The organism is Rhizobium hidalgonense, from assembly GCF_002914525.1.
In the GTDB taxonomy this organism is placed as follows: Bacteria; Pseudomonadota; Alphaproteobacteria; order Rhizobiales; family Rhizobiaceae; genus Rhizobium; species Rhizobium hidalgonense.
In genome coordinates, this window is sequence record NZ_LODW01000074.1 from 15,518 (window position 1) to 33,125 (window position 17,608).

The window sequence follows — 17,608 nt, forward strand, 5'->3', positions numbered from 1 at the left end:
CCTGGAATGACGGAGGTTGAGGGGAGCTTCCGCATATCGCTGCCGGCTCGGAAATCGATCTGAGTTAGCGCTTGATCACCCCCCGGCAGATCATTTAAGACTACCGCAAATCCAAGCTGCGAAATTTGAATCCAGAGGTGATGTCGACGGTCGAGGTCGGTGCCGCCCTTCGAACGTATGTGCCGTTCGCCAATGCCTGCGAACAGGGGCTTGCGAACCTGTCAGCGTCTAAGCTGCCACCGCAGATTTGCCACAGCACTCACCCCTTGCTCCGTCTTCCCAGGGCTTGACCCTGGGATCCATGCCCGCTGCTGGTGGAGGCAAGGTGGATTCCAGCCTCAAGGCCTGGAACGACGGAGGTTGAGGGGAACTTCCGCATATCGCTGCCGGCTCGAAAATCGATCTGAGTTAGCGCTTGATCACCTCCCGGCGGATCATTTAAGACTACCGTAAATCCAAACTGCGAAATTTGAATCCAGAGGTGATGTCGATCAAGTCGGCGCCGCCGTTCGAACGTATGCGCCGTTCGCCAAGGCTTGCGAACCGATCCGCGTTCGTGCTGCCACCGCAGATTTGCCACGGAGCTTACCCCTTGCTCCGTCCTCCCAGGGCTTGACCCTGGGATTCACCTTGGCCTCATTGGCGGCGGGCATGGATCCTCGGCTCAAGGCCGAGGAGGACGGAGGGTGGGGCAGCGGCGCCTGACGGCCGCGTCGGCAGGACATCCACCCCTCACAAGGAGAACTGTAATGGACCCTTCGATTGCTCCGGCCTCGCGGGCCGCGGTGGTGACGCCGAATGACAGTGCGATTGTCGGGGCGCGGGCGCTCTATATCGGCACGGCGGGCGATGTGGCGATTGCGCTGCGGCGCGATGTGGATCCGGTCGTCTTCAAGAGCGTGCCGGCCGGGACGATCCTGCCGGTGCATGCGGCGATCGTGGCGCTGACCGGGACCACGGCATCCAACATCATCGCGCTGTTCTGAGCTTTTCAGAAGCAACCATGGGCAGACCGACCAAGTTCACCCAGGCGCTGGCGGAAAAGATCTGCGAGCGCATCGCCGACCGGGAAAGCCTGCGGTCGATCTGCCGAGATGAGGATATGCCGGCGAAATCGACCGTGCTCTCCTGGCTTGCCGATGAAAGCAAGGCGGCGTTTCGGGCGCGTTATGCGCTGGCCCGCGAGATCCTCGCCGACGGCTTCGTCGACGAGCTGGTCGAGATTGCCGACGACCGCAGCAATGACTGGATCGAAAAGAAGAACGCTAGCGGCGAAACCACCGGCTGGCAGGAAAATGGCGAGGCGATCCGCCGCTCGCAGCTGCGCATCGCCACGCGGCAATGGGTCGCCGAAAAGCTGAAGCCGAAGAAATACGGCGCCAAGGTCGAGCCCGAACAGGGCGTGACCGGCGAAGTCTCGCAATTGCTGGAAGATATCAATGGCAAAACCCGCGGACTTCCAAACGGCGGTTGACCAGTTTTCCGATTGGCGCTGGCGGCTGAACAATCTCTACTGGATCACCGACAAAGCGGGCAAACGCGTCAGGTTCGAGATGAATTGGACGCAGATGACCTTCTTCGAGCAGATGCATTATCTGAATGTGCTGCTGAAGGCCCGCCAGCTCGGTCTCACCACCTTCATCCAGATCTTCATGCTCGATGCCTGCGTCTTCAATCGCGATATCCGCGCCGGCACCATCGCCCATACGCTGGGCGACGTGCAGACGATCTTCCGGGACAAGATCAAATATCCCTATGACAATCTGCCCGAAGGCATTCGCAACGCCGTGCCCGTCGTCAGGACCAACCAGACCGAACTGCTGCTCGCCAACAATTCGAGCATCCGTGTCGGCACCTCGCTGCGCTCGGGAACGCTGCAATATCTGCATATCTCCGAATATGGAAAGCTCTGCGCCAAATATCCCGAGAAGGCGAGGGAGGTCCGCACCGGCGCCTTGAATACGGTGCAGGCCGGCCAGCTGGTCTTCGTCGAGAGCACGGCGGAGGGCCAGGATGGGCATTTCTATTCGCTCTGCGAGGATGGCCAGGTCAAGCAGCGCCAGGCGGCGAAGCTGACCGAACTGGACTTCAAGTTTCATTTCTTCCCCTGGTGGAAGGAGCCGCAATATTCGATCGCCGCCGATGGCGTCATCCTCAGTGATGCTTTCGTCAAATACTTCAGCCACCTGGCCGACCAGGGCATCACGCTGACGGACGGGCAGAAGGCCTGGTATGTCAAGAAGGCCGAAACCCAGCTCGGCGACATGAAGCGCGAATATCCCTCGACGCCAGCCGAAGCCTTCGAAGCCAGCGTCGAGGGCGCCTATTATGCCGATCAGATGGCGGTGGCCGATGCCGAGGAGCGCATCGGGGTTTTCCCGCATGTCGAGGGTTATCCGGTTCACACCATCTCCGATATCGGCATGGACGATGCCAACAGCGTCTGGCTGTTTCAGGTGCTGCCCGGTCGTGTCAGGATGATCGGTTATTTCGAGCATACCGGCACCGGCATGGACGGCATGCTCGACGAGCTGGCGCGGCGCAGTACCGAGCACGGCTATGTCTACGGCGTGCACAACATGCCGCATGACATCAAGGTCAGGGAATGGACGCGCGGCGGCATGACCCGCATCGAGATCATGCTGAAAGAGGTGAGGGCCCGCGGTCTCGGCACGGTGCGCAAGGTCGAGCGCGCCTATGTCCACGACCGCATCAACGGCACGCGGCGCATTCTGGCAAAGGTCGAGTTCGACCAGGCCGGATGCATCGAGGGCATCAAGTGCCTGAGGAACTACCGCAAGGATTGGGACGAGGATCTCGGCGTCTTCCGCGACGAGCCGCTGCACAACTGGGCCTCGCACGGCGCCGATGCTTTCGGCGGCCTGGCGATCATCTTCACCGGCCTGGCGCCCGAGCCTCTGCGGCAGGAACGTAAGCCGCTGCCGACCTTCCAGACGATGACCTTCAACGAATTTGCCGATTCCACCCCGAGACAGAGCGAGCGTGTTTGATGGAAGACGAGATAACGGCTCTAGAGGGCGGAGAGCGCTGGGATCCGGCAAAGGTCGGCGCCCACTGGCAGCAGGAACTCGAGCGCGCCCAGCGCTATTTCAAATCCTGGCACGACCGCTGCGTCAAGATCGAGAAGATCTATCTCGACCAGCAGTCGGACCAGACGAGCGCGGCCAAGCGCCGCTTTCCGATGCTCTGGGCCAATACCTCGGTGCTACAGCCGGCCGTCTATGCCCGCGTGCCGCAGCCGGTGGTCGAGCGCCGCTTCAAGGACCCCCAGCCTGTGGCGCGCATTGCCTCGGAACTCGTCGAACGCAATCTCGCCTATACAGGCGACGAGGCCGATCTCGATTCCATCATGCGGGCGGTGCGCGACGATTTCCTGCTCTGCGCCCGCGGCACGGTGTGGCTGCGTTATGAGGCCGATTTCGAGCCGCTCGACATGGGCGTCGAGCCCTCGAACCCGCCGGCAGGCCAAGGTCTTGGCGCGCCTGGCGGCATCTTCGACGAGATCGGCGCCATGGGCGGTCCTCAGCCTGAGGTGATCGCCGACGAGCGTGTCTGCATCGATTATGTCCACTGGTCGGACTTCCTGCATTCGCCGGCACGCCGCTGGAAGGATGTCACCTGGGTGGCGCGGCGCGTGCCGATGACCGATGAGGAGATGGAGAAGCGCTTCGGCACGGAGGCGATGACATCGCGCGCGGCGGAAGGTGCCGCCGGCAAAAAGGGCGAAAGCCAGGCCGAGCGTGCCGAAAACGAGGGAAAGACCCATATCTTGGAAATTTGGTGCAAGAGCGAGAACTATACCGTCTGGATCGCCGATGGCGCGCCGGTGGCGCTAGAGGTTTCCGAGCCGCCGCTGGAGCTGACCCATTTCTGGCCGTGCCCGCGCCCGGCCTACGGCACGATGTCGACGAGCTCGCTGATCCCGGTTCCCGACTATGTCTATTATCAGCAGCAGTGCGACGAGATCGATCTCCTGACCAAGCGCATCAACAAGCTGACTGATCAGCTGCGGCTGAAGATCTTCTATCCCTCCGGCGATGGCGCGATCTCGCCGGCGATCGAAAAGGCGATGCGGCCCGAGAACGACATGGTCATGGTGCCGATCCCGGAATGGGCCGCCTTCACCGACAAGGGCGGCTCGAAGGCGATCGTGACGCTGCCGATCGACGAGGTGCAGAAGGTGATCGTCGCCTGCATGGCGGCGCGCAAGCAGCTGATCGAGGATGTCTACCAGATCACCGGCATATCCGACATCGTGCGCGGCGACACGCAGGCGTCGGAGACGGCGACGGCGCAGCGCATCAAGAGCCAGTGGGGTTCGATCCGCATCCGCGACCGCCAGGCCGAGCTGGCGCGTTTTGCCCGCGACATCATCCGCCTTGCCGGCGAAATCATCTGCGACCAGTTCCAGCCGGAAACGCTGATGCTGGTCAGCGGCATCAAGCTTCCGACCATGGCCGAGAAACAGCAGGTGCAAATGCAGATGCAGCAGATGCAGATGGCGGCGCAGCAGGCGGCGATGCGGGCTGAGCAGACCGGCCAGCCGAGCCCGCCACCGCCCGAAATGCCGCCGCGGCTGCAGCAGATGATGGGGCAGCCGACGATCGACGAGGTGGTGCAGCTCTTGCGCAACGACAGCATTCGCGGTTTCCAGATCGAAATCGAAACGGATTCGACCATCGAGCCCGACGAGGACGCCGAGAAACAGCGCCGCATGGAGTTCGTCCAGATGGTCGGCGGCTTCATGCAGCAGGCCGGCGCCATGGCGCAGCAGAGCCCGATGCTGGTGCCCGTGATGGTCGAGACGCTGCTCTTTGCCGCCCGCGGCTTCCGCGCCGGCCGCCAGCTGGAAAGCACGCTGGAGCAGGTGGGCGCCCGGCTCTCACAGGCCGCCAGCGCCCCGAAGCCGGAACCGCAGCCTGCGCCCGGCGAGATGATCAAGCTGAAGACCGCTGAAGTGAAGGCCGGCGCCGAACAGCGCAAGGCCGAGCTCGGCGTAGCGCAAGCCGAGATCGAACATCGCGCCACGGTGGAAAAGGCGCGCGGCGAGATGGCGGCGCAAGCGATTGATGAGATGCGCTCGGCGCAATCCCTCTACCAATAGACTGCCGGGAGCAAAAACATGAGAGAACGCTATTGCCGCGTCTGCGGCGGCTGGCACCAACTCGACCAATGGCCGCAGAGTTGCATGCAGGCGCAAAATGCGGCGCAATCCGATCTGCCGGCGCCGCATTTCGTCAGCGACAGCATCGATATCCGGTCGATGCATGACGGCCGGCATTACACCTCGAAAGCCAAGTTGCGTTCCGAGTACCGCGCGGCCGGCGTGGAAGAAATCGGCAATGAGAAGCCCCGGCCGATCGAAAAACCGAAGACGGATCGCAACGAGATCCGCAAGGAGCTGCGGCGGGTTTACGCCGAATACAACGCCTGACGCATGTCGCGGGACAACGACATGCACAACGCCTGAACCGGGCATCAATCCCCGACATAGGAAATTTCCCAATGGATATGGAAGACCTCAACGAGGCCGGCAACGGCAGCGAAGATTTTGGTGCGTTCGACGACAAGCCCGTCAGCATCCGCGACAGCCTGAAGGCGGCCATCGACACCGTCGAAGGCAGTGGACCGGCCGATGCCGCCGGCCAGCCGCGCGACGGCGAAAATGGCCGCTTCCTCGCCAAGGGGCAGGAACAAGCCGCCGTCCAGCAGGTGCAGCAGGCTGAGAGCCGGGGGCAGGGCGTCGAGCAGCCCGCCGCCGGCGGCAGTCGCGTGCCGCCCGGCTGGTCGGCGGAAGCCAAGGCGCAATTCACAAGTCTTCCCGGCGAGGTGCAGGCAGCGATCGCCAAGCGCGAACAGGAGGTCGATAACGGCTTCCGCGTGCTGCAGGATTACAGGGGCCTCGAGGAATTCACGCCGCTGATCCGCCAGGCCGGCATGACCCATGCCGATGTCATGCGCCGGGCGATCGACTGGGAAAAGGCGCTGATCCGCGATCCCGTCAACACCGTTCTTCACGTCGCCAAGGTGGCCGGGGTCGATCTTCACGCCCTCGTCAACGGTCAGACGGGGGAGACCCTGCAGCGCAATGCGCAGCAGATACAGCCGCAGCCTCGATCCCTCAATGTCGAGGACACGGTCGAACACGTTCTGCGGAAAAGGGACACCGAAACTCAAGTCGATGCCTTCCTTTCCGACCCGGCAAACGCGCATGCCGAAGACGTGCTTGACGACATGGTCGCCCTCATCAACGCCGGGCGGGCATCGTCGCTTCAGGACGCCTACGACGCCGCATGCTGGATGCGCCCGGACATTCGCCGCCAGTTGATCAGCCAGACTGCGCAGCCGCTCCACCAACACCAAGCCCAGAGGGCCGCAGCGGCAGATCAAGCCCGCCGCGCCTCGCGATCCATCTCTGGCTCCTCCGCACCGGGCCCGACCCGCGACGCGGCAAGAGGCCAGCCCACCTCCATCCGGGACTCGCTGCGCGACGCCATGCGTTTTTCGCGCGGCCAAGTCTGATCAAAGGCCAATTCTGATCAAAGGAATGATCGATGCCCATCTCGCCCAACCTCTCTGAAATCGTCACCACGACGCTGCGCAACCGCAGCGGCACGGTCGCCGACGACGTCACGAAGAACAACGGTCTTCTCACCCGTCTCAACAGCCGCGGCCGCAAGAAGCCCATTTCCGGCGGCCGCACCATCGTCCAGGAACTGCAGTACCAGGAAAATTCCACCTTCAAGCGCTATTCCGGCTACGACATCCTGAACGTCCAGCCCTCCGACGTCATCACCGCCGCCGAATACGATCTCAAGCAGGCCGCGGTCGCCGTCTCCATGTCGGGCCTCGAACAGCTGCAGAATTCGGGCGAGGATGCGATCCTCGATCTGCTCGAGCAGCGCATCGAGAACGCCGAGACGACGCTGAAGAACAACATCGCGCTCGATTGCTATTCCGACGGCACGGCCGATGGCGGGAGGCAGATCGGCGGCCTGCAGCTGCTGATCTCGACTTCGCCGACCTCTGGCACCGTCGGCGGCATCTCGCGCGCCACCTGGGGTTTCTGGCGCAACCAGAAATTCTCGGCCTCGGCCGACGGCGGTGCGGCCGCCACCAATGCCAACATCCAGAGCTACATGAACCGGCTCTATATGTCCTGCGTGCGCGGCTCCGACGCGCCCGATCTCGTCGTTGCCGACAACAACTTCTTCCGCCTCTACTGGGAATCGCTGCAGGCGATCCAGCGCATCACCTCGGCCGACAAGGGCATGGCCGGCTTCCAGTCGCTGCAATACATGGGCGCCGACGTGATCTTCGACGGCGGCTTCGGCGGCGGTGCGCCTCTCAACCAGATGTTCTTCCTGAACACCAAATACCTGTTCTACCGCCCGCACCGCGACCGCGACATGGCGCCGATCGGCGATGAGCGCGTGAACACCAACCAGGATGCCTTCGTGCAGCTCATGGGCTTCGCCGGCAACCTCACCATGAACAACGCCTTCCTGCAGGGCGTGCTGTTCGCCTGATCGAACGAAAGGAACAAGCAAATGTCGATCGCAACCATCCAGTCCGATCGTCTTGGCGCGAACCCGTTCGTCGTCGAAGGCCCGATCGTCTCCGGCTCCGGTATTCCGGGCCCGAATTTCGCCCTCGGCGCTATCGCCGGCGGCGACCGTGAATCCGAATGGGTCTATTGCCAGCTGGTGCTCGCCTCGCAGACGACCCTGCAGCCCGGCCAGTGGTTCCAGTGGACCCGGGATTATGTCGCCTCGCTGCTGACCACGGCGGCTGCCGTCGTCGGCCAGCGCTGCGGCGTCTTTTCCGGGGCTGCCCAGCCGCCGACCGTGACCGGCGGCCCGGTCGGTGCCGTCACCCTTGCAGCCGGCACCTATTACATCTGGCTGCAGCGCAACGGCCAGGCGCCGTCGCAGGTGGCGACTGCAACGGCCGCCCTCGTCGTTGCCGAAACCACCGCCACCGCAGGCCAGGCAAGTGCGCCTGCCTCGGCCACCACAACCACCAAGGCGATCGCCAACGTCAACTTCGCTGCCGCCAACCAGACCTTCACCGCAACCACCGTCAACGGCTCCAACCTGTTGACCAGCCTTTCCGGCCTCAATGCCGGTTCCGGCCCGTTCATCGGCGCGGCGGTTGCCGGCACGGGTATTGCGGGTGGCACGACGATCTCGGGCATCACCTACAATCCGAACGGCGTTGTCCAGAGCATCACGCTCTCGGCCAATGCCACCGCCAACGGCACGGGCATCACCATCACCGCGACGGGCGTGCTCGAAGCGACGCTGATGCGGCCGTTTCTGTCGAAGGTGAATTAACGCAAGCCAACGGGCGTTTCGGCGCCCGTTTCGCCGACCTCTTTTTGAGGGGCAGGCCGCGCCCTCCAGCGCGAGCGGCGAGCACGCTTTGTCAACATCACACTAGGCGCATCCCCACCCATCCACATCTCCCCGCCATCAACAGCGAGCAAGCACCATGCCCGACAACACCGGAATTTATGCCTCCTTCAGCCTCGAGCCGGTCGAACAGACCTTTCTGACCGAGAAGGAGGGCCGGCCGATTTTTGCCGATAAGGAATTCGTCCGCATTTTCATCGCAGGCGACAAGCATACCGAAGTCTACCGCGAGGTGACCGACAACGACAAACAGCGCTTTGCCGACGCCTATAAGCGCTTCAAGGAAGGGGCCGAGGCCCGCGAGCAGCTGACCGGCACGCCGCTTTCGCAGTGGCCCTACCTGAAGCCCAGCCAGATCAAGGAGATGGAGGCGGTCAATATCTATACCGTCGAGCAGCTCGCTGCCCTTTCCGACACCGCCAAGCAGAAGATCGGCATGGGCGCCAACGAACTGACCGCCGCCGCCCGGGCCTATCTCGCAACCGCCGAGAATTCCAGCGCCGCCTCTGCTTTTGCCGCCGAAAACGAGCGGCTGAAGGGCGAGGTCACCCGCCTGCAGGAGCAGATGAGGGAGATGGCCTTGCGTTTCGAGGCGATCGAAAAGGACGGTGAAGGCAAGGGCCGCAGCCGGCAGGCGGCCTGAGGAAGCGCTGAACCAACATCCTGCTCTGAACCGGAGATCTCCCGCATGTCGCTGCTGACCATCATTCAGAATGTCTGCGCCGAGATCGACCTCGATCCGCCGACGGCTGTCATGTCCTCGGCGGATCCGCAGATCATGCAGCTGCGCATCCTCTCCACCCGCGCCGGACGCGACCTGATGCGCGAGCATGACTGGTCGGCGCTCTCGGTCGACCGGCAATTCACCGCGACGGGCGCCAACCCCGAGCCGGCCGAGCCGCCCGCTGACTGGGACCGCTTTGCCGCCAATGCGAAGATCTGGAACGCTTCGCGCCTCTGGCAGTTGAACGGCCCGGTGGAGCCGCAGACCTGGCAGCGCCAGACGATCCTCAATTCGAACCCGGTGCCGCAGATCTGGCGTCTGGCCGGCGGCAAGCTCGACATCTACCCGAACGCCGCGGGCGAGACGATCAGATACCAATATATCTCCGGCTTCTGGGTGGCGGTGAATGGCGGCGCGAGTTTTGCCGGCAACTGGGCCAACGACACCGATACCGCCCGTTTCCCCGAAGACCTTCTCGAACTCTCGCTGATCTGGCGCTGGAAGCGGGCCAAGGGCCTCGATTACGGCGAGGAGATCGCCAGTTTCGAGCGCGCCAAGGAAGCCGCGATCGGCGCCGATCGCGCCGCAGCGCCCGTCGACCTGTCGCTGCCGGCGAGGGGCCAGGCGCTCGAGAATTATTGGCCCGGCACGATCACGGGGGCAAATCCATGACCCGCAGACCTGTTCCCCCCAACGGCCGCACCGGCCGCGTTTCGCCGGGCAAAGACTGGACCGCGCCGATCGGCGGCTGGCGAACCGATGTCGAGATGGCCGATATGCCTGCCGATGCGGCCTTTCAGCTCGACAATTTCTTTCCCGAAGCCAACCGGGTTCGCGCCCGCTACGGCTTCCTTCCCTTCGCCACCGGTCTCGGCGGCGACGTGCAGACGGTGATTGCCTATCCCGGAGTCGGCAACAGGCTGTTTGCCGCCGCCGGCGACAAGATCTTCGACGTGACGGTCGGCGGGGCTGCCGGTGCGCCCGTCGTCTCCGGCCTCGCCAGCGCCCATTGGTCGGTGCAGCAATATACCAACCCGGCCGGCCAGGAATTCCTGCGCCTGGTCAACGGCCTCGACACGCCGCTGCTCTTCAACGGCGCCTCCTGGACGAACAATTTTCTCACCGGCACCGCAACGCTCGCCACCCAGAACGTCGCCATCCGCAACGTGGCCTATACGCTGAGCTTCTTCGGCACCGGCTCGGTGGCGCTTTCCGGCGCCTTCGCCGCCACGCTGAACGGCACCGGCGTCGCCAACCGGGTATCGCTCACCTTCACGCCGGCGGCCGGCACGCTCACCGTCACCGTGACGGGATCGGTCACCAATGCGCAGCTGGAAAAAGGCTCGGTCGCCACACCCTATGTCCCATCGACGATGATCACGGGCATTCCGGACGCCTCGCTGCTGATCGCGGTGACGGCCTATCGCTCGCGCCTGTGGTTCATCGAGAAGAACTCGACCAATGTCTGGTATCTCGCCACCGATGCGGTCAGCGGCACGGCGACGGTCCTGCCGGTCGGCGGCAATATGAAATATGGCGGCACGCTGGTTGCGATCAACGTCTGGACCATTCCGGTGTCCACAGGCCTGCAGCAATGCCTGGTGCTGATCTCTTCGGAAGGCGAGGTGATCGTCTTCCAGGGTTCCGATCCTTCGAATGCGGCCAATTGGAGCCTGATCGGCACCTTCAAGCTCGGCCGGCCGCTCGGCAGCGATCGCTGCCTGCTGTCGGTCGGCGCCGATCTGGCGATCATGACGACCGACGGCATCGTGCCGATCACCAAGGCGGTGCAGCTCGATCGCGGCGCCACCAGCCTTGGGGCGATTACCGCCAGGATTGGCCCGACATGGCGCGAGACGGTGGCCGCCACCGGCACGACATCCGAGGAGTGGCAGCTTTCGAGCTTCCCGGCCCGGCAGATGGCGATCGTCAACCTGCCGTCCTCCTTCGGCCCTTATCAATATGTGATGAACACCGAAACCGGGGCCTGGTGCCGCTTCGTCGGCATGTCGGCCTCCTGCTGGGCGACATGGCAGGACCGGCTGTTCTTCGGGGCGGCCGACGGCACGGTCTACGAGGCCGAGGTCGGCGCCAACGACAATGGCGTGGCGATCGACGCGCTGATGGTCGGCGCCTGGAGCCGCTATGGCGACGGGCTCTCGACCAAGCTCTCGAAGCTGATCGGCGTGACGGCGCAGATCGGCGTTTCCACGGTGATGTATGCCGGGATCTCAGTCGATTACCAGAAGCGCTGCTCTCCTCGGTCGAAAACAATGCGGCGGCGAAATGGGGAACGGCGATCTGGGGCGTGTCGAAATTCCCTGGCATTTCGCTGGTGCGCAGATTCGCCTCCGCCGGCGGCGCGGGCTCGGCGCTGGCGCCGACGATCCGGGCGCTGATCTCCGGCTCATCCGGCTCCGTCTCCGAGGCCGCCGTCGTCGGCGGCTCGGTGCTTTACGAAAAGGGTGCGCCGATTTGATCGTCAGCCAACCCAGCGAGGAGATCGCCGCCTGGGTGGGCGGCAGGATCGGCGTCACCTTCCACCCGCCTTACACCACGCTTGCCCAAATCGACCGCGGCCGGATCATCGCCGGCTTCGTCTTCAATGTCTGGAGCGAACATGACGTCGAGGTTTCGCTGGCCGCCGACCGGCTGACGCGGACGCTGATGCGATCGGTCTTCCGCTATGTCGCCCATCAACTCGGCTGCCGCCGCGCAACCGCCAGGACACGGGCCGACAACATCGTGACCCAGACGATGCTGACAAGGCTCGGCGCCCGGCTGGAAGGCCGCCAGCAGGCCTATTTCGACGAGTGCGACGCGCTGCTTTACGCAATCATGAAGGAGGATTTTCCCTATGGTCTCCACGCCGAAGGCCCCGAAGGCGCCTGATCCGACACAGACCGCGGCGGCCCAGACGGCCACCAACGTCGACACCGCCATCGCCAATGCGGGACTGAGCCACACCAACCAGTACACGCCGGATGGTTCGCTGGAATACAAAGTCAGCGGCTACCAGACGATGAAAGATCAGACCGGCAAGACCTACCAGCTGCCGACCTATTCCGCCTATCAGACCTATTCGCCCGAGAACCAGGCGATCTACGACCAGACGCAGCAGACGCAGCTCGGCCTTGCCAGGCTCGCCAACGACCAGACCAACAAGATCTCCGGCGTGCTCGGCACCAATGTCGATCTGAGCGCCGGCAATGTCGACAAATACGTCAACGACCATTGGCAGTCCGGCTTCGACAACCAGTGGGACCGCGACCAGGCGAGCCTCGATCAGAGCCTGGCCGACAAGGGCATCTCGATGGGCTCGGCTGCCTACGACAACGCCATGCGCGATTTCTCCACCCGCAAGCAAGCCGCCTCCGACCAGTATCTCGGCGACATGTATTCGAATGCCCAGAACGCCATCCTGACCGAGCGCAACCAGCCGCTGAACGAGATTTCGGCGCTGATGTCGGGCTCGCAGGTGCACCAGCCGAGCTATGTCAATTCGCCGACGACGCAGCTGCCGACTGTCGATCAGGCCGGGCTGATCAATGAGAACTACAATCAGAAAATGGGCCAGTACAACCAGCAACTGGCCAAGTCGAACGCGGCGATGGGAGGCCTGTTCGGGCTTGGCGGCTCGCTGCTCGGCGGCTGGGCGATGGGATCGGACCGGCGGCTGAAGGAGAATATCAAACGTGTCGGCACGCTGGATAACGGCCTGCCGGTCTACGCCTTCCGCTACAAGAAGGGTGGCCCGGTACAGATCGGCCTGATGTCGGAAGATGTGCGGGAGGTTCACCCGGAATCGGTGTTCGAAGCTGCCGACGGGTTCGATCGCGTCGATTACGAAAGGGCCGTCGCATGATCCCAACCATCTCAGGCGGCAATACCGGCAGAAAACAGAGTGATATCGACGACCAGCGCAAGCAGCTGGCCTACGCGATGTTGCAGCAGGGCATGGATACCAGCCCGGTGCAATCGCCCTGGGAAGGGGTCGCGCGGCTTGCCGAGGGCGGGCTCGGCGGCCTGGCGGTTCGCCAACAACGGCAGGCGCAGCAGGCAGGCGCCGGTCAAGGTGCCGGCGCTCCGACAGGCCAGCCTTCCACGTCGGCACCGGCCTCTCCCGGCTTCCTGTCGCTGTTCTTCGGTGGCGGACCGACGCGCCGGACTGGCGGCTGAAGAAGGACATCTGCCGCGTCGGCGGGGGATAACGGCCTGCCGGTCGACCCTTACCGATGGACGGCGGTCCGATCCGGATCGGCCTCGTGTTCAACAATGTGTGAAAAATCCATCCAGACGCCGTGTTCAAACATGCAGACGGTTTCGACCGCGTCTTCTACGAAAGGGCAGTGGACCAATGTCACTAGCGTCATTCATTTTCGGCGGCGATACCGGCAAGACACAGGGCGACATCAGCGACCGGCGCAAGCAGCTGGCCGATGCCATGCTGCGGCAGGGCATGGAGTCGGGTCCCATACAATCCCCTTGGCAAGGGGCTGCGCGTCTTGTCCAGGCCCTCCTGGGTGGGCTGGCGATCCGCCGGCAGGAGCAGCAGGCAAGCGGCGACGGCAGCGCGACGCCGCCCGGCGATCCGGGCGACTATCCCTTCGCGCCGCTGCCTGACAACGGGCCCGTTCCGCCGGAAAGGCCCAATCTCGACCCGCTGATGACGACGGACGACCGCGGCGAACAGCCCATGGCCACGGCCGCCCAGCCCGGCGCCGGTCTCTTCGCGCCGCTGCCCGACAACGGGCCCATTCCGACGCCGAAGCCCTATCGCGACCCGATGGTCACGACGGACTATCGACGGGAACAGCCCATGGCGGCCGGTCAGCCTGGCGATGACGCCCTCGCTCCGCCTGCCAACCCTCCCATTCCGACGCCGCGGCGCTATCGCGACCCGATGGTGACGACCGACGATCGCCGCGAGCAGCCGATGGCGGCCGATCAACCGGGCGACGATGCCTTCGCTCCGCTGCCTGACAACGGACCCATTCCCTCGCCGAGACCTGGCTATCGCGACCCGCAGGTGACGACGGACAAGCGCCGCCAACAGCCAGCGGCGCCAGCTGCTGGCGGCGGCGGCGCCGGATCCGCAAACGACGGGGCAGAGCTTCAAACCATTCTGTCCGATCCCGTTCGTAGTGCCAAACTGCCGCCCGGCATGCGCAACAACAATCCCGCCAATCTCAAATACGCCGGGCAGCATGGGCCAGGGATCATCGGCCCTTCCGAGAACACCGATCAGGGCGACCCGCAAGTCGTCTATGCCACGCCGGAAGCGGGCATGCGGCACAATGTCTGGCAGATCATGAGGAAGTATCGAAAAGGCATGTTGACCCCGAATCAGATGATTGCTGGAGCCGGCGGATGGACGCCTAAATCTTTCACGGCGGCTGCCAACATTGCGCAAATGATGGGCATCGACCCTGACGACGATCTGCAACTGACCGACCCGGCAATGGCAAAGAAGTTTGTTCGCGCCCTCATCACTCAGGAACAGGGAACATCCGGCGCTCTTTATCCGGACAGCATGATTGAAGCGGCAATCGCAGCACAGTCCAAGGGCGTTGCCCATGCCGTGCCGTCCCAGCCGGCCAAGGGGCCCGTTCCCACGCCGAGGCCGGAATATCCCGATCCGCAGATGACGACCGACGAGCGCCGCCAGCAGCCCTCGACGGCGCCCCAGCTGCCCGGCGACGATCTCTTCGCTCTACCCGATAAAGTGCCCGTTCCCACACCGAAACCCGGCCGCCACGATCGGCAGGCGGTAAGAGGCGCGCCCAGCCAGCAACCCGCCGACTCCGATGTCTTCCACGGCTTCATGGACACGGTGAAGAACGGTTACAAGACGAAGAATGGCTCGGTCATCCAGGTCACCAACCCCTACGGTCTGGCGGCCATCGCCTCGACCGGCCAGTCCGAAAGCCGGTTCTCGAGCAAGCGAGCCAACAGCTCCTGGTCCGATCCGAGCGCGAGCGGAAAGAAGGGCACCTCGGGCGGCATCATGTCGTGGCGCAATACCCGCCTGCAAGCGCTCTACGATTTTGCGGCTCAAAAGGGGGAAAAGGTGGGGGCGATCAGCCCGCAGACGCAGGCCGAATTCTTCCTGCAGGAGAATCCCCACCTGATCGCCAGGCTGAACGCCGCCAAATCACTCGAGGAAGCGCAATCCCTCATGAACAGAGCCTGGGCTTTTAAAGGCTATAATGAGCGTGGAAACCCGGAGGTCTCCAACCGGCTCGCCAGAGCCAGGGGCTTCATGCCGCAGTACCAAACGGAGGGCACTGCCGATCCCTTCGCTCAGCCCGGCAATCCACCGATTGCGACGCCGAGCCAAGGCTCTCGCAACCCGCAGGAGACGATGAAGCGAGGTCAGAAACAGCCATCGGCGGACGCACTCGTGCGTGCACTGCTTGGACGGCAGCAAACTGGCCTGTGGTAGCCGGTTCAGGCTTCTGCGGACGACTAACGACTGCACAACAAAAGGCCTCGCAATTCGCGGGACCTTTTCCTTTTTGGAGACGGTAAATGCCCAGAAACCCATCAACCGGCGTCTATTCAAAACCCGCCGGCACGACACCTTCCGTTGGTCAGATCATTGATCCCGCACCGTGGAACGCGCTGACCACCGACCTCGGCAACGAAATCACCAATTCGCTGCCGCGCGACGGCTCAGCGCCGATGATCGCGCCCCTCAAGGCCGCGGGCGGAACCGTGTCTGCGCCGGGCATCGGCTTTGCCTCTACCCCGCAGACCGGCCTCTATCTGAAGGGCGGCGGCCTGCTCGGTTTTGCCCAGAACGGCGTCGACGTCTCCTTCGATCAGGCTCTGGTCTATGCGGCGAAGTCAGGCGATTACATGGCGCTCGCATCCGACGGCAGCGCGGTTCATCGCTTTACCGCGGCAGCCACACTCACCCTGACCGCAGCATCGACGCTCGGCGCAAACTGGCACTATTGCGTTATCGCCGATGGCGGGGACGTGACGATCGATCCGAACGGCTCGGAGACGATCGACGGCGCGGCCACCCTCGTCCTCAAGGATGGCTATAGCGTCAACATCATATGTTCCGGTGCGGCTTTCTTCACCAACAAGCTCTTCGCCAGGATCCAGAGTAAAGCCGACAGCGCGGCGGTCGGCGACTTCGTCGTCGGGCTCATCCTTTCCAACAACGGCGGCACCCCGAACACCCATATAGATTTCACCGCCGGCTCTGCCAGGTCAGGGGCGAGTTTCGTTTCCAGCGCAGCCTCATTCACAAAGAGGGTGACGGGAACGTTTGCCGCCGGAATGGGCGCGGGCGGCCTCGACGCCGGCGCGGTGGCAGCAAATGCGACTTATTTTGCCTATGCCTTGCGCAAGGACGCAGACCTGTCTTTCGACGTGGTTCTTTCGAGTTCCCCAACCATTGGCGGCATCACCACGACGCTGCTCACCGGCTATACCGTCGTCAAATGCATCGGCGTCGTCCTGACCGATGGAAGTTCGAACATTCGGCCGTTTGTCATGTATCCCCGTGACGAATATACCTTCCTGACGCCGGTCAAGGATGCGATCGGTGCCGCTATCACCACGACCTCGGCGCTCCTGGCCCTGACGGTGCCGAATGGGGTGAAGGTCAAATCGAAGCTGCGTTTTGAGTTTACGTCGTCGGCAACGACCAACGCAGCTCTGCTATCCGACCCTGCACAAGGTTCGCTTGTTGCAGGCGCCGGCAGTGATGGCGGCAACGTCGGCACTATCCAGGTAGCGAGCAGTTTCGCAGTGGGGTCGCAGGAGATATGGACAAATACAAGTCGGCAAATTCGCGTGGTCTTAGGCGGCTCTACCGGCAGTATCTGGATCTGGAACGATGGCTTCCATTTCCCTTGCGGAAGGAGCTCTTGAATAAGCTCCACACCTATGTTTGACATGCTGGCAGCACGCCAGGAGTTGAAATGGCACAGGTCGACAAGGCATCATATCGCAATCGAGGCGGCGTAATCCAGCGACTCGTCACTGCTTATAAGCGCTACCGCTACTTCACAGCGGCCGGCGAGAATCTTGTGGTGAAGCGCAGCGCTGAGTTCCGCCTGGTCGCCCATGCCGTCCTTAAGGTCGGCGATAACGTCACCATTCAAGATCAGTCGTTCTTTCAACTTACAATGCCAGAGCCCAAAGTCTTCATCGGCAACAACACCGTAATCGGCCGGCGCAACATCATCACGGCGAAGAACCGGATATCAATCGGCAATGATGTCCTGATCGGCTCTGATGTCCAGATCATCGATCACGGCCACGGCATGAGGCGCGATACGCTGATCAGGCTTCAGAAGGCCGAAATTGGCTTTGTCAAAATTGGTGATGATGTCTGGATCGGCGCGGGTGCCAAAATATTGTGAGCGTACGGTGAGCTGTTTTTGCTGATCGGCCAAATCAGGCGATGTTCTGGCATTAGAACCAGCAT

16 protein-coding genes and 1 pseudogene are annotated in these 17,608 nt (G+C 63.2%); all 17 read left to right on the forward strand.

Annotation, left to right across the window (positions count from 1 at the left end; all coding sequences use genetic code 11):
* Positions 1 to 749 precede the first annotated feature (749 nt).
* Positions 750 to 986, forward strand: coding sequence for a spike base protein, RCAP_Rcc01079 family (locus ATY29_RS24315; protein ID WP_085736528.1), 237 nt, complete (start codon positions 750 to 752; stop codon positions 984 to 986).
* A gap of 17 nt (positions 987 to 1,003) precedes the next feature.
* Complete coding sequence (locus ATY29_RS24320) at positions 1,004 to 1,474, forward strand: terminase small subunit-like protein (protein ID WP_097537376.1); 471 nt, start codon at positions 1,004 to 1,006, stop codon at positions 1,472 to 1,474.
* Positions 1,440 to 3,011: a terminase gene (locus tag ATY29_RS24325; RefSeq protein ID WP_097537377.1), complete on the forward strand. Its 1,572-nt coding sequence runs from the start codon at positions 1,440 to 1,442 to the stop codon at positions 3,009 to 3,011. Before ATY29_RS24320 ends, ATY29_RS24325 begins: the two co-directional genes overlap by 35 nt.
* Positions 3,011 to 5,125: a hypothetical protein gene (locus tag ATY29_RS24330; protein WP_097537378.1), complete on the forward strand. Its 2,115-nt coding sequence runs from the start codon at positions 3,011 to 3,013 to the stop codon at positions 5,123 to 5,125. Before ATY29_RS24325 ends, ATY29_RS24330 begins: the two co-directional genes overlap by 1 nt.
* 18 nt (positions 5,126 to 5,143) lie before the next feature.
* Entirely contained in the window at positions 5,144 to 5,455 is a 312-nt protein-coding gene (locus ATY29_RS24335) for a hypothetical protein (RefSeq protein WP_097537379.1), read from the forward strand.
* Between the two features lie 71 nt (positions 5,456 to 5,526).
* Positions 5,527 to 6,543, forward strand: a complete 1,017-nt coding sequence (locus tag ATY29_RS24340; RefSeq protein WP_097537380.1) for a hypothetical protein — start codon at positions 5,527 to 5,529, stop codon at positions 6,541 to 6,543.
* Between the two features lie 32 nt (positions 6,544 to 6,575).
* Complete coding sequence (locus tag ATY29_RS24345; RefSeq protein WP_097537381.1) at positions 6,576 to 7,550, forward strand: phage major capsid protein; 975 nt, start codon at positions 6,576 to 6,578, stop codon at positions 7,548 to 7,550.
* Between the two features lie 21 nt (positions 7,551 to 7,571).
* The gene (locus tag ATY29_RS24350) at positions 7,572 to 8,357 is read left to right on the forward strand and encodes a hypothetical protein (protein WP_097537382.1); all 786 of its coding nucleotides are present in this window, start codon (positions 7,572 to 7,574) and stop codon (positions 8,355 to 8,357) included.
* 157 nt (positions 8,358 to 8,514) lie between these two features.
* Positions 8,515 to 9,078 (forward strand): hypothetical protein, encoded by a 564-nt coding sequence (locus tag ATY29_RS24355; RefSeq protein ID WP_097537383.1) that lies wholly within the window; start codon positions 8,515 to 8,517, stop codon positions 9,076 to 9,078.
* A gap of 45 nt (positions 9,079 to 9,123) precedes the next feature.
* A complete protein-coding gene (locus ATY29_RS24360) occupies positions 9,124 to 9,831 on the forward strand; it encodes a phage adaptor protein (RefSeq protein WP_097537384.1) in 708 nt (235 codons plus the stop codon).
* Positions 9,828 to 11,638: pseudogene (locus ATY29_RS24365) on the forward strand (hypothetical protein). The gene ATY29_RS24360 and the pseudogene ATY29_RS24365 overlap by 4 nt, the downstream one beginning before the upstream one ends.
* On the forward strand, positions 11,635 to 12,051 hold the full coding sequence (locus tag ATY29_RS24370) for a GNAT family N-acetyltransferase (RefSeq protein WP_097537385.1): 417 nt from the start codon (positions 11,635 to 11,637) through the stop codon (positions 12,049 to 12,051). Before ATY29_RS24365 ends, ATY29_RS24370 begins: the two are co-directional and overlap by 4 nt.
* Positions 12,017 to 13,024 (forward strand): tail fiber domain-containing protein, encoded by a 1,008-nt coding sequence (locus ATY29_RS24375; protein WP_097537386.1) that lies wholly within the window; start codon positions 12,017 to 12,019, stop codon positions 13,022 to 13,024. The genes ATY29_RS24370 and ATY29_RS24375 overlap by 35 nt, the downstream gene beginning before the upstream one ends.
* Positions 13,021 to 13,338, forward strand: coding sequence for a hypothetical protein (locus ATY29_RS24380; RefSeq protein WP_097537387.1), 318 nt, complete (start codon positions 13,021 to 13,023; stop codon positions 13,336 to 13,338). Before ATY29_RS24375 ends, ATY29_RS24380 begins: the two co-directional genes overlap by 4 nt.
* 178 nt (positions 13,339 to 13,516) lie before the next feature.
* Positions 13,517 to 15,604, forward strand: a complete 2,088-nt coding sequence (locus ATY29_RS36980; RefSeq protein ID WP_165779451.1) for a phage tail tip lysozyme — start codon at positions 13,517 to 13,519, stop codon at positions 15,602 to 15,604.
* 86 nt (positions 15,605 to 15,690) lie between these two features.
* Positions 15,691 to 17,049, forward strand: coding sequence for a hypothetical protein (locus ATY29_RS24390; protein ID WP_097537388.1), 1,359 nt, complete (start codon positions 15,691 to 15,693; stop codon positions 17,047 to 17,049).
* A gap of 50 nt (positions 17,050 to 17,099) precedes the next feature.
* The gene (locus ATY29_RS24395; RefSeq protein WP_244597435.1) at positions 17,100 to 17,543 is read left to right on the forward strand and encodes an acyltransferase; all 444 of its coding nucleotides are present in this window, start codon (positions 17,100 to 17,102) and stop codon (positions 17,541 to 17,543) included.
* The last annotated feature ends 65 nt before the right edge of the window (positions 17,544 to 17,608 follow it).

Coding starts and splice junctions, on each gene's coding strand:
- ATY29_RS24340 (WP_097537380.1), top strand. CDS start 5,527: ATGGATATGGAAGACCTCAACGAGGCCGGCAACGGCAGCGAAGATTTT.
- ATY29_RS24350 (WP_097537382.1), top strand. CDS start 7,572: ATGTCGATCGCAACCATCCAGTCCGATCGTCTTGGCGCGAACCCGTTC.
- ATY29_RS24360 (WP_097537384.1), top strand. CDS start 9,124: ATGTCGCTGCTGACCATCATTCAGAATGTCTGCGCCGAGATCGACCTC.
- ATY29_RS24380 (WP_097537387.1), top strand. CDS start 13,021: ATGATCCCAACCATCTCAGGCGGCAATACCGGCAGAAAACAGAGTGAT.
- ATY29_RS24315 (WP_085736528.1), top strand. CDS start 750: ATGGACCCTTCGATTGCTCCGGCCTCGCGGGCCGCGGTGGTGACGCCG.
- ATY29_RS24355 (WP_097537383.1), top strand. CDS start 8,515: ATGCCCGACAACACCGGAATTTATGCCTCCTTCAGCCTCGAGCCGGTC.
- ATY29_RS24330 (WP_097537378.1), top strand. CDS start 3,011: ATGGAAGACGAGATAACGGCTCTAGAGGGCGGAGAGCGCTGGGATCCG.
- ATY29_RS24345 (WP_097537381.1), top strand. CDS start 6,576: ATGCCCATCTCGCCCAACCTCTCTGAAATCGTCACCACGACGCTGCGC.
- ATY29_RS24395 (WP_244597435.1), top strand. CDS start 17,100: ATGGCACAGGTCGACAAGGCATCATATCGCAATCGAGGCGGCGTAATC.
- ATY29_RS24325 (WP_097537377.1), top strand. CDS start 1,440: ATGGCAAAACCCGCGGACTTCCAAACGGCGGTTGACCAGTTTTCCGAT.
- ATY29_RS36980 (WP_165779451.1), top strand. CDS start 13,517: ATGTCACTAGCGTCATTCATTTTCGGCGGCGATACCGGCAAGACACAG.
- ATY29_RS24320 (WP_097537376.1), top strand. CDS start 1,004: ATGGGCAGACCGACCAAGTTCACCCAGGCGCTGGCGGAAAAGATCTGC.
- ATY29_RS24335 (WP_097537379.1), top strand. CDS start 5,144: ATGAGAGAACGCTATTGCCGCGTCTGCGGCGGCTGGCACCAACTCGAC.
- ATY29_RS24390 (WP_097537388.1), top strand. CDS start 15,691: ATGCCCAGAAACCCATCAACCGGCGTCTATTCAAAACCCGCCGGCACG.
- ATY29_RS24375 (WP_097537386.1), top strand. CDS start 12,017: ATGGTCTCCACGCCGAAGGCCCCGAAGGCGCCTGATCCGACACAGACC.